Annotated in this window: 12 protein-coding genes; all 12 read right to left on the bottom strand. The window is 67.6% G+C overall.

Features of this window, described 5'->3' with window-relative positions:
* Window positions 1-44: 44 nt before the first annotated feature.
* From CSC62_RS11970 to rfbF, 12 genes are read right to left on the bottom strand one after another with little or no spacing between them, the layout of a single operon-like run.
* Window positions 45-1,511 (bottom strand): glycosyltransferase family 2 protein, encoded by a 1,467-nt coding sequence (locus CSC62_RS11970; RefSeq protein WP_162406640.1) that lies wholly within the window; start codon window positions 1,509-1,511, stop codon window positions 45-47.
* Window positions 1,508-2,434, bottom strand: coding sequence for an FkbM family methyltransferase (locus CSC62_RS11965; RefSeq protein WP_162406638.1), 927 nt, complete (start codon window positions 2,432-2,434; stop codon window positions 1,508-1,510). The genes CSC62_RS11970 and CSC62_RS11965 overlap by 4 nt, the downstream gene beginning before the upstream one ends.
* Window positions 2,431-3,633, bottom strand: a complete 1,203-nt coding sequence (locus CSC62_RS11960; protein ID WP_211368991.1) for a class I SAM-dependent methyltransferase — start codon at window positions 3,631-3,633, stop codon at window positions 2,431-2,433. Before CSC62_RS11960 ends, CSC62_RS11965 begins: the two co-directional genes overlap by 4 nt.
* Entirely contained in the window at window positions 3,630-4,502 is an 873-nt protein-coding gene (locus tag CSC62_RS11955) for a sulfotransferase family 2 domain-containing protein (protein WP_162406636.1), read from the bottom strand. Before CSC62_RS11955 ends, CSC62_RS11960 begins: the two co-directional genes overlap by 4 nt.
* A gap of 2 nt (window positions 4,503-4,504) precedes the next feature.
* Window positions 4,505-5,602 (bottom strand): NAD-dependent epimerase/dehydratase family protein, encoded by a 1,098-nt coding sequence (locus tag CSC62_RS11950; protein ID WP_162406634.1) that lies wholly within the window; start codon window positions 5,600-5,602, stop codon window positions 4,505-4,507.
* On the bottom strand, window positions 5,586-6,635 hold the full coding sequence (locus CSC62_RS11945; protein WP_162406632.1) for a class I SAM-dependent methyltransferase: 1,050 nt from the start codon (window positions 6,633-6,635) through the stop codon (window positions 5,586-5,588). Before CSC62_RS11945 ends, CSC62_RS11950 begins: the two co-directional genes overlap by 17 nt.
* Window positions 6,632-7,267: an HAD family hydrolase gene (locus CSC62_RS11940; RefSeq protein WP_162406630.1), complete on the bottom strand. Its 636-nt coding sequence runs from the start codon at window positions 7,265-7,267 to the stop codon at window positions 6,632-6,634. Before CSC62_RS11940 ends, CSC62_RS11945 begins: the two co-directional genes overlap by 4 nt.
* A complete protein-coding gene (locus CSC62_RS11935; protein WP_162406628.1) occupies window positions 7,267-9,090 on the bottom strand; it encodes a thiamine pyrophosphate-binding protein in 1,824 nt (607 codons plus the stop codon). The genes CSC62_RS11940 and CSC62_RS11935 overlap by 1 nt, the downstream gene beginning before the upstream one ends.
* 7 nt (window positions 9,091-9,097) lie before the next feature.
* Window positions 9,098-10,630 (bottom strand): N-acetylneuraminate synthase family protein, encoded by a 1,533-nt coding sequence (locus CSC62_RS11930; protein WP_162406626.1) that lies wholly within the window; start codon window positions 10,628-10,630, stop codon window positions 9,098-9,100.
* Window positions 10,627-11,955 (bottom strand): lipopolysaccharide biosynthesis protein RfbH, encoded by a 1,329-nt coding sequence (gene rfbH, locus CSC62_RS11925; RefSeq protein ID WP_162406624.1) that lies wholly within the window; start codon window positions 11,953-11,955, stop codon window positions 10,627-10,629. The genes CSC62_RS11930 and rfbH overlap by 4 nt, the downstream gene beginning before the upstream one ends.
* Complete coding sequence (gene rfbG, locus CSC62_RS11920) at window positions 11,952-13,016, bottom strand: CDP-glucose 4,6-dehydratase (RefSeq protein ID WP_211368990.1); 1,065 nt, start codon at window positions 13,014-13,016, stop codon at window positions 11,952-11,954. The genes rfbH and rfbG overlap by 4 nt, the downstream gene beginning before the upstream one ends.
* Window positions 13,007-13,780 carry a glucose-1-phosphate cytidylyltransferase gene (rfbF, locus tag CSC62_RS11915; RefSeq protein ID WP_211368989.1) on the bottom strand — a complete coding sequence of 258 codons (774 nt, stop codon included), beginning with the start codon at window positions 13,778-13,780 and terminating at the stop codon, window positions 13,007-13,009. Before rfbF ends, rfbG begins: the two co-directional genes overlap by 10 nt.
* Between the last annotated feature and the right edge of the window lie 16 nt (window positions 13,781-13,796).

Here is a 13,796-nt window from a genome sequence, read left to right as displayed (position 1 = left end):
GGTCAGGCAACGGCGCACGTGCCCAGGTCCGCCGCCGGTGCAGCTCATGCCGTTACGGCCAGGTCGATCGGAACGACCGCCGCGGGAACGCGGCCGGCGGGCCGATGGAGCAGTTCCTTCCACGAAAGCAGCCGTGCGGGCACGTCCAGGAACTGGCGGATGACCGCCTCGATGTAGTGCTCGTGGTCGCGCTCGGAGCTGATGATGATCACGTCGTCGGGCCCGGCCTGTTCGCGCAGCCATTCGGGAGCGCGTATGGGAACGCCCAGCAGCTTGCGCCCCTGCCGGGTGATGTTCGAATCCACGCAGCAGGCGACATGGTAGCCGTGCCTGCGCGCCTCCAGGATCAGCAGTGCCGCGATGAACGCGCTTCCGAAGATGACGATGCGCCTGCCGGATAGTGGCTTGAGCATGCTGGTCCCGGGATCCAGGCGAAGCCGTTCTGCCCAGATCAGCATCGTGCGGGTGGCGCTGTCGTAGCCCGTGGCATCCAGGCCCTGCAACGCTTCCAGTTCGCCGCCGGGGCTGAGCAGGTTCCTGAGCAGGAACAGGGGCAGGCCCGCAAGGCGTGCGCCCGGCGCAGCGTAGGCGCCACCGTCCGCGACCGCGGCCAGCCTGCGTACGATCCGGAGCAGTCGCCTCGATGTGGGGGGGGCGATCCTGTCCTCTTCGGTCATGGTCACCGCTTCCTGTATATCGAAGCGGTGCACGAAGGTCCTGAAGCTCGCCACCTCCGGCCTGGCGCCCTTGACCCCGCGTGCGATCCGCTCGAGTCGGCGATACAGCGGGATGCCGGGGCGCGAGATGCTGACCGCATGCGAGAACTGGCGCAGATGGATCCGTCGGCGCAGCAGGGGCTGACCGATGTAGCCGATCGCATGCTTCTGGTTGACCCGCGCCGGGAACAGCACGTCGGCTATGCCCGCCGTGTCCATGGCATTGCCATCGGTTTCCCTGGGCCGAAGGTAGCGCTCGATGCTGAACCCCTTGGGCAGGGCCTTGCGGTCAAGCATGACGCCGCTGGGCATCGGCCAGCGGCGGGTCTTCAGGAAATCGGCGACATATTCCCCCGGCGCGAAGACCTGGTCGGCCTCCGAGCCTGAAGCCTGGGGCATGGCCTTTCCGTCCTGGTCGATGTCGCTGACCCTGCACCAGACCAGGCTGACCTCCGGATGCCGGTCGAGAAAGCGCATCTGCCGCTCCAGCATGTCCGGCTCCATGATGTCGTCGTCATGGGTGGCGATCACCCGCTGGCCGATGGCCAGGTGGTAGGCCGACAGGCAGTTGAAGGTGACGGTGCAGTTGTTGGCCGCGTTCCTGACGTAGCGGATCCGCGGGTCGTCCAGGCCCAGCACATACTCGGCCGTGCCATCGGTGCTGCAGTTGTCCAGCAGCAGGAGTTCGAAGTCGCGGTAGCTCTGCCGCAGGATGGCATCGAGTGCCTCCTTGAGGTAATGCCTGCGGTTGTAGGTGAGCAGGGCGACGGTAAGGGGGGGGGCGTAGACGCTCATGCAGCGAGGCCTTCCTGGTACTGGTGCGGGTGCAGGAAGACGAAGTTCGTTTCCCGGGTTTCCTCATCGATGCCGGTGCAGGGCTCGAGGCCGCCGGCGTGCAGGGTATAGGCCCGATAGCCGTACCCGGCGAGCAGGGCCACCACATCGTTGGGGTGGTAGCCGAAGCGCTGCGACCACTTGCGCAGAAGCTCGATCAGGATGGCGGGCCTGTGCGCTTCCAGGATCCGCCCGGCGCCACGCATCACCATCAGTTCGGCGCCCTCCACGTCGCATTTGATGATGTCCGGCGCCAGTCCGTGCGAGGCGCAGAAGGCGTCCAGGGTCGTGCCGGGGCAGCGGATCCGTTCAAGCTGCGCGGCAGGCACGGGTTGCCCGGCGGCGAGCAGAGAGGTGGCGCCGGAGCATTGCGGGGTGTGCAGGAATTCCAGTTCCGCCTCCTGGTCCGAGAACGCGAGGCGGTGCGGATGGATGTTGCCCAGGCTGTTGTGGGCGACATTGCGCATCAGCAGTGCATGGGTATGCGGAATCGGTTCGAAGGCGTGGATGCTGGCGCTCGCGCGATGCCGGGCGAGGGCCAGGGAATACCATCCGCAGTTGGCGCCGATGTCCAGCACTACCGAGCCTTCGCGCACGAGCGATTTGAGGAATTCCGTTTCCAGGGTTTCGTACTGGCGGAAATTCATCAGGGTGCACGGCACCAGGTGCTGGTCGTCGGGATCCAGCGCCAATTCGACCTGCTGGGAGCGGGAGCGGACAAACACGCCGTCCGGACGGATGCTGATCGCTTCCACGTCGGTGGCCTCGAGGAAGGCCGGGTAGCTGCAGAGCCGGGAATGCCAGGCATGCGCGGCCTGGATATAGTCCTGCTTTCCGGTTGTCCCGGCCTCGTGCGCATGCCTGAGTTGGACGAGCGGATTCATGCATCCGCTCCCGGATTCAGGCTGATGATGCGCCCTTGCCATGCGTACCGCTCCTTCAGCATGGCGCGGATCTCGGTGGCGTAGGTGGTGCTGGCGATGAGGACGGTCATGCCCGGGCGAGCGCGGATCGAATCCGGCGCCTCAATGGGCACGCCCATCAACTGCCGGCCATGCAGGTCGGTGTTGCGATCGACTATGGCGATGATGTTCGCCTGGCCCAGGCAGGTGTCGCACAGCAGGCGGCTGGTCAATCCGCCCGCGCCCCAGATCAGCAACGGCTCCCGGCTCGCCACCAACTGCGCGGCCAGCGCTTCGACGGGACGCAATTCCTGCCGGGAGAGCTCGACATAGGCGCGCAGGCTGGGCGCCGTCGCCTCGTCGCGGACACGTCCTGCGCGCGTTCCTGCGGTCTTGCGATACAGCGCGAGCAGGTAGCTGTTGTCGTAGAAGTCGTTGTGCTGCGAAGTCACGGCGACCTGTTCGAAGCCGGCCGCGCGCATCAGGTTGTCCAGGCTGGTGGCGCTGAAGAAGTTGATGTGCTCGAGGGCGAACTCGAGAAACGGTTCGGTCGGCGCAGTCCGGCCGAAGGTGGGCGCGTCGGGTACCGCGAGGAACACGAGCCCGCCGTCCCCGAGCAGGGCCGACACCTTGCGTATGCTGTGGCGCAGGTCCGCGATGTGTTCGAGCACCCCGCACAGGGTGACGAGCGCGAATGGGGTGGATGGGGCGAAAGAGTCGATGGTGGAGGCATGGACCTGCAGGCCGTAGACGCGATCTGCCAGGTCCACCGCTGCCTGGCTGGGTTCCACGCCCTGCAGCGAACGGAACCCGGCGGCCTGGAAATGACTCAGGAAATGGCCCATGCCCGAGCCGATGTCGAGGATGGGCGCATCCGGCTCCAGCCCGGCATGCTGCCGCACGAACCTGAAGAATTCGGCGTGGATGCGCTGCAGGCCCGGAGGAAGCTCGGCATGCAGGTGGTGGCCGGAATCCCGGTAGAAGCGGTCCAGGGCGGACTGGTCCGGGATGTCGCTGGCGAACGCGAAGCCACAGCCGCGGCAGGCCACCACATCGTAGTGGACGGGCTGGGCGAGGCCGGGGAACAGGAAGTGCTGGCGGTGGATCGGTTCCTGGTCTTCTCCGCCGCACGCTTCGCAGCGCCGGGCTGTCATCGCGGAGAGCGGGATCGTGGTGCTCATGGTTGCATCCAGCGGAAGAGTGGCGATCCCTTGAGGATCATCGCGTCGTATCGGTCCAGTCGGACCCCGTGTTCCTGCCCGACCTGGTAGGTCTGGAACTGGACATCGGGATGCTCGACCTCCTGCATGGCGATCAGCTCGTCCAGCTGCGCCGCCGCCTCCTGGAGCAGCATCCCATGCGCCGCCCGGCTTCGGGCCAGGTGTTCGCGGGCCACCGCGTAGAGCATGCAGTCGTAGGCCAGCGCCCGCTCCAGCCGCGCCCTGAGTTCGGGCGGAACCGGCTCCTTGGCGCCCGGGCGCACATTGGCCTTCTGCGGCACCACGCGCCGCCAGCCGAGCTTCCTGGCCATGAGCAGCAGGGATGTGCTGAAGTCCTCGGCGATACCGACGAAGTCGCTGCTCCACAGGTTGTCTATGGCCGCACCGAGGTGGCTCATGGCGATCGTCTCGGTGGTGAACGCGCCACTGACGAATTGCACCATCGTGTTGCGGAAGTAGTTGATGTCGAGCGCCCGGCCGATGATCTGGTCGCGGGAAAGCCCAGGTTCGGCCAAGGCACCATGGAATGTGTGGTCGTCATGACGGACTGCGTGGGCGATGTCCGACAGGAAGCGGTCCACGGGATCGCGCAGGACGGTAAAGTAACGCGGCTGCCGGATGCCAAGGAAGCGGTGAGTACCGTAGGGTGTGTGGCCATAGACCAGGCCGAAGGATTCCACCCGGCCCATATGGGCGGCCGCGGCCCTGAGCACCTCCTTGGGGTCTCCATTCAGCGCGAGGATCTGTTCCGGCGGGTAGTTGGCGGTGATCAGGGTCCGCAACGTACTCCCGGCGGTCTTGGCGATGTGGACAAAAATCGGGGGCGACACGCTCAACCTCCTTGCCTGTCTGCGTCCACGCCACGCCCCGGGATGGCCGCCTGCAGGCGCAGGCTCGCCAGCGTGCGCTCCAGGCCGTGCTCCAGCTCCATCCGCGGGAGCCAGCCGAGACGCCGGATCTTGCCGATGTCGAAGTGCCCGGAATCGCGGGCCGCGGGCGGAACACCCTGGCGCGCCCCGGCCCGGATCGAAAGATGCGTCTCCTTGCCGGCGACCGCGACCAGCCTGCGCGCCAGCTCCAGGATCGTCGTTTCCCGTGTTTCACCGACGTTGTAGGCGTGGCCCGCCTGGCCAAGGAGAAGGATATGGAATAGGCCCAGGACGGTGTCGGACACGTAGCAGAACGGGCGCGAGGCGCCGCCGTCGGAATCGAGCCGGATGTCCTGGTCGGTCAGCACGTCGGCAAGCAGGTCGGCGATGGCGCGACCATCGTCCAGGCGCATGCCGGGACCGTAGCAGTGCGAAACGCGCGCGATGCGCGCATCCACGCCGAACTGGCGGTGGTAGGCGCCGCACAGGCTCTCGGCCAGCCGCTTGCTCTGGCTGTAGCACGCGCGGGGCGCCAGCGGATCGTCGCCGCCGAAATCTTCCTCGCCGATGGCCTCGGTCTGCAGCACGTTCTCGCCGTAGACCGCACCACTGCTGAGGAAAAGCAGGCGTGCCGCGGCCTGGCGGGCCAGGTCGAGCAGGTGCCGGGTGCCCTCCGTATTGGCGACAATGGTATCCACTGGCCGCTGCAGGTAGTGCCGGGGGCTGGCGGGACTGGCTGCGTGGACGATGATGTCCGGCGGCGCGTCGAGGTGGCAGGGGTGGGTGACGTCCTGGATTTCCGGCGTCACCTCGCCGGGGATGTCCAACCAGGGCAGGCGCTGGCGCAATCTGTCCAGGTCCCGGGCCATGGCGTGGATCCGCAGGCCCGCTGCGGGCCGGCGGCGGTTGAGCCAGGCCAGCGCCTCGACCAGGTGCCCGCCGATGAAGCCCGAGGCACCGGTGACCAGGACACGGCGACCCTCCAGTGCTTCCCAGGGCAGGGGCGCTGCGAGAACCCGATCCAGGTCCTCGGCCAGAACCCGGTCAGGTGCCGCATTCATAGAGGGTCTCCAGGCCGACGATGCGTTCGCTGCCTATGCCCAGCTCGAGCAGGTGCTGCCTGATCTGCGCACCGAAGCGGATGGAGCAGACGAGGACCGGCAGCTGGCCGTCCAGCTCCGGGTCGTAGGCGCGAACCACGTGTCTAGCGATGCACTGCCCCCATTTGCCGGGCGAGGAATCCAGCAGTGCCTGGATCTGCAAGGCCTCTGCCAGGGGCGCGATGTAATTGAGGAAGTCGCCGCCGATGCCGTAGACGACGAACGGCCCGCCGAACCCGTCGCGAAAGCGGGCCAGCAGCTGGCTGCGCTGGTCGTCGGCCGCGAGCCGCCGCTGCGCGAGCACCCGGATCGAATCGGGGTAGACCGGGGATTCGTAGTGGCCGGTGGAAAGGGCCTGGCAATCGAAGCCGCAGCGCGCCAGCAGGGCGGTCAGCGATGCCGTGCTGAACTGGTGCAGGTGCTCGGGGTTCTGGTCGTCGACCAGCAGCGGGTGGCCGGACCGGTTGGGAACCTCGACCAGGATCCGTCCGTCCGCCGCCAGCAGCCTCGACCAGGCAGCGAGCTCCTGCGCCGGCTGCGCGATATGTTCCAGCACGTGGAAGGAGGCGATCAGCTGGTAGGGCGCTGCCTCGATCTGGCCAGCCGGAGTCGGGAACACGCGATCCAGCTTGTGCCCGGCCAGTTCGCGGTCGCGCGAAAGCTCCACGCCTTCGTACTCAAGCGCGAAACGCGCCTTCACCGCCGCACCCAGGTCGCCCTCGGCGCAGCCGACTTCCAGCACGCGCGCCACGCCGCCGTGTTCCAGCAGGGAGGACAGCGCCTGGAGACGGTCGACGATCTTCCGCCGGAACCAGGGAGCCTGCGGATCGTTGCGGGCGACGAGGTTCTGGTAGTAGCCCGGGAGCGTGGCGGCCTGAGGCGATCGCCAGCGATGTCCGCAGCAGGTGCAGGGCGTGTAGGACGGACCGGGAACCAGATCCGTCTGCGTACCGCAGCAGGGACAGGCAGCGGTCGCGGCGGGCTGGACGCTCATGCGCTCGCCAGCCTTTCCAGCAAGTGCCGCGGCGTCGCCAGCGGCCGTTCGGGCAGTTCGAACCGTCCGTAGCCCCAGTCCACGGGCCAGAACTCCACCCCGTTGGCCGCGGCTGCGCAGCCATCGGCGGGCGTGTCGCCGACGTAGATCGCAGCGCTTGCCTCGATGCCCAGATCGGACAGCAAGGCTCCTATCATGCCCGCCTTGTGGGCGTAGCGACCCGGATGGGAGTCGCTGGCCATGACTTCGACGAACAGGTCCTGCCAGCCCAGTGCGGCGATGATGCCGCGGGTCGGCGCCAGGCGCTTGTTGGTGGCGATGGCCATGCGCAGCCCGCGTGCCTTGAGGGCATGCAGCATGTGCTGGCACCCGTCATAGGCGGGCGTCTGCAGGCAGACGCGTGAATCGTAGAGCTCACGGAAGCTGGCGGCCAGCGCATCGATCAACTGCGGATCCTGGCACCCGCTCACCGCTTCCAGCGTCTGCCGCAACGGCGGGCCGATCAGGCTCGCGTCGATCGGGCGGCAGGCCGGCAGGCCATGGGCGCTCAGTGCCTGCTCGAAGCAGGTGAGGATGCCCGGGGCCGAATCGACCAGGGTGCCGTCGAAATCGAACAGGACGTGGGTCGTCATTACGAAGTCCGCTGCCGCACCTTGCGGGACTGCGGGGACAAGCACCCCTCCATCTCCGCTTCCAGCACCTCCAGCGGAAGCAGCGGGCTCATGTCCTCCAACGGCATGGAGGCCATGGAGCCGTCGGCCTGCGGCACGGCGGCGACCTTGGGCGCGAGCGCCTCGTCGCGCATCAGCACCACTTCGACCAGTGAAGGCCCCGGGGTGGAAAGTGCCTCGGCCAGGCCGGCAGCAAGGCCGGAGGCATCGTCGATCCGCTTGAACGGAAGGCGGTAGGCACGGGCCAGTTCCTCGAGCTCTGGCATCCACAGGCCCGCCTCGGGCCCGGTGCCCACGTAGCGGCCCTCGAAGTAGTTGCGCTGGGTGTTGCGGATGGAGGCATAACCCCCGTTGTTCATGACCACCAGGCAGATCGGCAGGTCGAAGCCGCGCAGGGTCGCCAGCTCCTGCAGGTTCAGCTGCAGGCTTCCGTCGCTCTCCACCGCCGTCATCGGCTTGCGGCCGTTGGCGAAGCACGCGCCGATGGCGGCCGGCAGGCCGTAGCCCATCGCGCCCAACCCCGACGTGAGGAATACGCGCTGGCCGGGGCGGTTGCGGAACACCGTGTAGAACACTTCCACGGCGAGTCCGGAACTGCCCGTCGAGACCAGGCTTCCGGCCGGGACGGCGGCGGAAAGCGCCTCGACGAAATGAAAGTGGCTGATCGCGCCCGTGGCCGGGAAACTCCTGCCCTCGTCGACGCCGTAACGCGCCTTCCAGTCGCTGCAGCGCTCCAGCCACAGCGGTCGACGGAAGTCCGCCTCGCCGGCGGTGGCGGCCAGGGCGGCGATGAAGGCGGCCGCGTCGCTGGTGATGGCCACATCGATCTCCATGTCGAGCTTGGCGATCTCGTTGGCATCCACGTCCACCACGACCTTGCGCGCATTGCGGGCGAAATCGCGCGGGGCGTACGCGGTGATGATGTTGTCCAGGCGGCTGCCGATCGAGATCAGCAGGTCGGCGTTCTGGATGGCGAAGTTGGGCGCGCGCGGCGCGACCACCCCGGGCCGTCCCACGAACAGCGGGTGATCGTAGGGAAGCAGGTCCAGGGCATTCCAGGTGCTGACCACCGGCACGCCGAGGTGTTCCACCAGGCTGGCGAAAGCCTGCGCGGCGCCGGACAGGCGTACGCCATGGCCGGCGAGGATCAGCGGACGCCGGGCCTGTTCCAGCAGGCCCACTACCTGGGCCACCAGGCCTGGGTCGGGCGGGGCGGGTGGCTCGACGTCGCGTTGCCAGCCCTGCAGGGTTTCCGGGTCGATCGGCGCGCCTTGCACGTCCAGGGGCACGTCGATCCAGACCGGCCCGGCGCGCCCGTCGCGGGCTACGAACACGGCCCGCTCCAGTTCGCGGCGTATGTCCTCGGGCTGCTGGATGGTCACTGCGTACTTGGTGATCGGCTCGACCACACTGACGATGTCCACCTCCTGCACGCCCTTCTGCCGCAGCGGCGCACCGCGCAGCAGGTCGGTGCGCTTGACCTGCCCGGACACCACCAGCAAAGGCACCGACTCGATCCAGGCGCCGGCCACCGCGGTGATCGCGTTGGTCGCGCCCGGCCCAGTGGTGACCATGGCAACGCCGATGCTTCCGCTGATGCGGCTGTAGGCTTCGGCGGCGATCGCGGCGGCCTGCTCGTGGTGGCAGGCCACCACCTCCAGATGCGGATGCTTGCCCACGGCATCGTTGAGGTGCATCGCCCCTCCACCCGGTAGGAGGAAGACATGGCCTACGCCCAGCCCGGCGATGAAGTCGGCGATGTAGTCGGCAACGCGGTACGCCATAGGCACGTCAATCCATCCAGTAGCTGAGCAGGGTCTTGCGATTGCGGTTGGCGTTGATCGCCTCGTCGGTATAGAACGAGTCGTTGGCCAGGTGGGTGGAGGACAGCTCCTCGATGATCGCGCCACCGGCACTGTGGAATGCATGCCGCGTGCCAGGTTCTATGGTGACGACGTCGCCCGGCATGCAGGTGCGCTCCACCCCGTCCAGCTGCAGGGTCAGCTGGCCATGCAGGACGTGGAAGGTCTCCTCCTTCTTCAGATGGTATTGCTCGGGATGGCGCTGGCCGGGGAACAGCATCAGCAGCTTCTTGCAGTAGCTGCGGTTGACCACGGTCAACATGGTCAGGCCGAACTCCTCGAAACGTTCGAGCCCGTAATGGTGCGAGACCTCCAGTACGACCCGCCCCGGGACGACGACGTGGCTGCCCTGGAGCTGGGCGCGGACCCGCTGGACGATCTCCCATACCTTGGCGCGCACGTCCTGGCGCAGGGCATTGGCGGGTGCTATCGCCTCATCCGCCGGGATATCGGTGCCAGCGGTGAAGGTCGCATACTTGGACCAGTCGCTGGCACTGAACTGGCCGTCCTCGGGCGGGAAGGCGAAGTAGACGTCTTCACTGCCGATGGTCTGGCCGGCGGCGATCGGCCGGCGCGCGAAAACGCCGCGCTGCAGCGACCGCAGGCTGGCGCGTTCGGTGGGATTGACGGGCAGGCGCTGCTCTCCCTCGCCGCACAGGAGCAGTGCCTGCCGGGCGGCTTCCAGCCATTTGCGGACCTGATCGGGGTCGGCCGAGTAGGCGTTGAGCGGATAGCGGTCCGTGGGCAGGCCCACATGCTTCTCGAAAATGCGAGCGCCCTTGGCCAGGGCAAGGCCGACATTGACGGTGTTGTCCGGATCCTCGTGGGTGGAGAAGCCCACCCGCACGCCCGGGTAGCGCCGGCGCAGGAAGTCGATCTGCGACAGGTGCATGTTCGCTTCCGGAGTCGGGTACTCGCCCACGCAATGCAGGATGGCGAAGTCCTTCTGGCGGTGTGACAGGAAGCTCACGAGGCGGTCGATCTCCTCCACGCTGGATCCTGCCGTGGAAACCACGAGTGGCAGCGCGGTCCGGGCCACCCGCTCCAGCAACGGCCAATCGCCCATCGAGCAGCTTGCGATCTTGATTGCGTCCAGCTGCTGGTCCTCGATCAGTTCGACCGAGGCTTCATCGAACGGCGTGGACATGCACAGGAAGCCGTTGGCCCGGATTTCCGCCACCAGGGCGTCGAACTGCGCCCGGCTCAGGCGTGTCTCGTTGAAGCGCTTGATGTACTTGACATCGTCGCGCCCCTGCATCGAGGGGTGGATGAACGTGTCGAGGTCGCGGTACTGGAGCTTGAAGGCGAAACGGAATGGAAACGGCCTGCATACCTGCGCAAAGGCACGCACGACCTCGATCCCGTGCGCCAGGTCGCCCATGTGGTTGTTGGCCATCTCCAGTACGAAGAGCGGGCGGTCGAAGAGCGCCCCCGGCCCACGTCCGGCTGTTGTTTCGTTCATCGCGGCGTCCTCCTTCCAAGCACGTGTTCGATCTGGCTGGCTGCGTACTCGAGCTGGGCTTCGCACAGCCCGGGCCACAAGCCGATCCAGAAGGTGTCGTTCATCACCTTGTCGGTGACGGCCAGTTCCCCCGATACGCGGTAATGCTGGCCTTGCATGTACGGCTGCCGGATCAGATTGCCGGCGAACAGCAGGCGCGTGCCGACCTTGTGCTGGTCGAGATGGCGCAGCAGATCCTCGCGCAGCACTCCGCAGCCGTCGCGCAGGGTGATCGGGTAGCCGAACCACGACGGATCGCTGCCAGGCGTGGCCCGCGGCAGCACCAGCCGGTCCTCGCAGCCGGCCAGGCGCCGGCTCAGCCAGGCGAAGTTGCGCTTGCGGGCCGCGACGAAGCCGTCCAGCCGGTCCATCTGCGCCAGAGCGCAGGCGGCCTGCATGTCGGTGATCTTGAGGTTGTAGCCCAGGTGCGAGTAGGTGTACTTGTGGTCGTAACCGTGCGGGAGCTGGCCCAGCTGCCAGCAGAAGCGCTGGCCGCAGGTGTTGTCGGTGCCCGGCGCGCAGTAGCAGTCGCGGCCCCAGTCGCGGAACGACTCGATGATGCGCTTGAGTCGCGGCGAGCCGGTGAACACCGCGCCGCCTTCGCCCATGGTGATGTGGTGGGCGGGATAGAAGCTCAGGGTGCCGATGTCGCCGAAGGTGCCGACCATGCGCCCCTCGTAGGTCGAGCCCAAGGCGTCGCAGCAGTCCTCCACCAGCCACAGGCCGTGGCGGTCGCACAGCTCCCGGATGGCCTTCAGGTCGAACGGATTGCCCAGGGTATGGGCCAGCATCACCGCGCGCGTACGGGGGCCGATGGCCGCCTCGATCAGCGCCGGATCGATGTTGTAGGTGCCCAGCTCGACGTCCACGAACACGGGTACCGCGCCGAACTGCAGAATCGGGTTGACCGTGGTCGGGAAGCCGGCCGCCACCGCGATCACCTCGTCGCCCTTGGCGATCGCGCGGTCGCCCAGCAGCGGCGAGGTCAATGCCGAGAACGCCAGCAGGTTGGCCGAGGATCCGGAATTGGTGGTCAGGACGTTGCGGACGCCGAGATAGCGCGACAGCCGCTTTTCGAAAGCCGCGTTGAACCGGCCGGTGGTGAGCCATCCGTCGAGCACCGCCTCCGTCATTGCCTGCAACTCGGCCGCACCGATCACCTTGCCGGACGGCGGCACCGGGGACTGCCCGGGGACGAAGGCCGCCGGCGCCAGTTCGGATTCGGCATGGCGCGCGACCAGCGCGGCGATCTGCGCACGCAGGGACGTATCTTCCGCCGGGCTCATGCAGCCTCCTGGTAGGCCGCGATCTGTGCGCTGGTGAAGGCCAGCATGTCCTTGCCTTCCCGCCAGGCCAGGTACCAGGCCATGGTGTGTGCGATCGCCTGGTCCAGCGACCAGCGCGGCGACCAGCGCAGCTGCGCGCGCGCGCGCGCGGAATCGAGCGCCAGCAACCGTGCCTCGTGCGGCGCCGGTGCGGCGTCCACGTCCCAGCGTGCGCCATCGCCAGGCCAACGGCTCGCAAGCTTCGCGACCACGGTGGCGACCGTGGTGACATCGGCGCTGTCCGGGCCGAAGTTCCACGCGCAGGCCGCCTCGGGCGTCCCTTCCACCAGCGCTTGCGCCAGCAGGAGATAGCCATGCAGCGGCTCCAGCACGTGCTGCCATGGCCGGGTGGCGCCGGGATTGCGCAGGATCACCGGCTGCCCTGCCTGCCAGCTGTGCAGGACGTCGGGCACGAGGCGTTCCGGGGACCAGTCGCCGCCGCCGATCACGTTGCCTGCCCGTGCCGTGGCCAGGCCAACGCCGTGTTCGGCAAGGAAGGACGCCCGCCAGGATGCGCACAGCAGTTCGACGCAGGCCTTGCTGCTGCTGTAGGGATCGTGCCCGCCCAGCGCGTCCTGCTCCCGGTACGGCCAGGCCCACTCGCGGTTCTCGTAGCACTTGTCGCTGCTCACCACCACCACGGCCCGCACGCTGTCGCAGCGGCGTACGCCTTCGAGCAGGTTCACCGTGCCCCCCACGTTGACCTCGTAGGTCGAGGCCGGATCGCGGTAGGACTCGCGCACCAGGGACTGGGCGGCCAGATGCAGCACGATCTCCGGCCGGAAGCCGGCGATGGCCGCCTCCAGGCGCACGCGGTCGCGCAGGTCGCCCAACTCGCCCGGGACAGCGGCATCGAGCCCGGCCACGCGCCACAACGAAGGCGCGGACGTGGCCGGCAGGGCATAGCCATGCACCCGGGCCCCCAGCGCCTGCAGCCAGAGCGACAGCCAGCCTCCCTTGAAGCCGGTATGGCCCGTGACCAGTACCCGGCGGCCGTGCCAGAACCCAGGCTTCAGTCCCACAGCCGCCACTCCGCCTTGCCGGTAGTCCACCGTTCCTCCAGCAGGCTGCGGTCGCGCAGGGTATCCATCGGCTGCCAGAAGCCACGGTGAAGGAACGACATCAACTGTCCTTCCCGCGCCAGGCGGCGCATCGGTTCGTGCTCCCATGGCGTGGCGTCGCCTTGGATGTAGTCGAACACGCCCGGCTCCAGGACGAAGAACCCGCCGTTGATCCAGCCACCGTCTCCCAGCGGCTTTTCCATGAAACCCCGCACACGCTCGTCGCCGTCGACGTCCAGGGCGCCGTACCGGCCGGGTGGCTGAACCGCCGTCACGGTGGCGAGCCGGCCGTGGCGGCGGTGGAATTCGACCAGGCCGGCGACATCCACGTTGGCCACGCCATCGCCGTAGGTCAGGCAGAAGGTGCCGTCGTCGAGGTAATCGCGCGCCCGCTTGAGCCGGCCGCCGGTGGCGGTGCTGTCGCCGGTATCGACCAGGGTCACCCGCCAGGGTTCGGCGTGCCGGTTGTGGATGTGCATCCGGTTCTCGGCCATGTCGAAGGTGACGTCGGACATGTGCAGGAAGTAGTTGGCGAAATACTCCTTGATGACATAACCCTTGTAGCCCAGGCACACCACGAAGTCGGTAATCCCGAAATGGGTGTAGATCTTCATGATGTGCCAGATGATGGGTTTGCCACCGATCTCGATCATCGGCTTGGGGCGAAGGTGCGATTCCTCGCTGATCCGCGTGCCCAATCCGCCTGCGAGGATGACTGCCTTCATTCCGTTTCCGTGTTCC

It is taken from the genome of Pseudoxanthomonas jiangsuensis (assembly GCF_010093185.1).
GTDB lineage: Bacteria > Pseudomonadota > Gammaproteobacteria > Xanthomonadales > Xanthomonadaceae > Pseudoxanthomonas > Pseudoxanthomonas jiangsuensis.
This window is presented reverse-complemented; position numbering and strand designations above follow the sequence as displayed.

Bases quoted from the DNA above. Each gene is read 5' to 3' on its own strand.
- CSC62_RS11970 (WP_162406640.1), bottom strand. From the start codon at position 1,511: ATGAGCGTCTACGCCCCCCCCCTTACCGTCGCCCTGCTCACCTACAAC.
- CSC62_RS11965 (WP_162406638.1), bottom strand. From the start codon at position 2,434: ATGAATCCGCTCGTCCAACTCAGGCATGCGCACGAGGCCGGGACAACC.
- CSC62_RS11960 (WP_211368991.1), bottom strand. From the start codon at position 3,633: ATGAGCACCACGATCCCGCTCTCCGCGATGACAGCCCGGCGCTGCGAA.
- CSC62_RS11950 (WP_162406634.1), bottom strand. From the start codon at position 5,602: ATGAATGCGGCACCTGACCGGGTTCTGGCCGAGGACCTGGATCGGGTT.
- CSC62_RS11945 (WP_162406632.1), bottom strand. From the start codon at position 6,635: ATGAGCGTCCAGCCCGCCGCGACCGCTGCCTGTCCCTGCTGCGGTACG.
- CSC62_RS11940 (WP_162406630.1), bottom strand. From the start codon at position 7,267: ATGACGACCCACGTCCTGTTCGATTTCGACGGCACCCTGGTCGATTCG.
- CSC62_RS11935 (WP_162406628.1), bottom strand. From the start codon at position 9,090: ATGGCGTACCGCGTTGCCGACTACATCGCCGACTTCATCGCCGGGCTG.
- CSC62_RS11930 (WP_162406626.1), bottom strand. From the start codon at position 10,630: ATGAACGAAACAACAGCCGGACGTGGGCCGGGGGCGCTCTTCGACCGC.
- rfbH (WP_162406624.1), bottom strand. From the start codon at position 11,955: ATGAGCCCGGCGGAAGATACGTCCCTGCGTGCGCAGATCGCCGCGCTG.
- rfbF (WP_211368989.1), bottom strand. From the start codon at position 13,780: ATGAAGGCAGTCATCCTCGCAGGCGGATTGGGCACGCGGATCAGCGAG.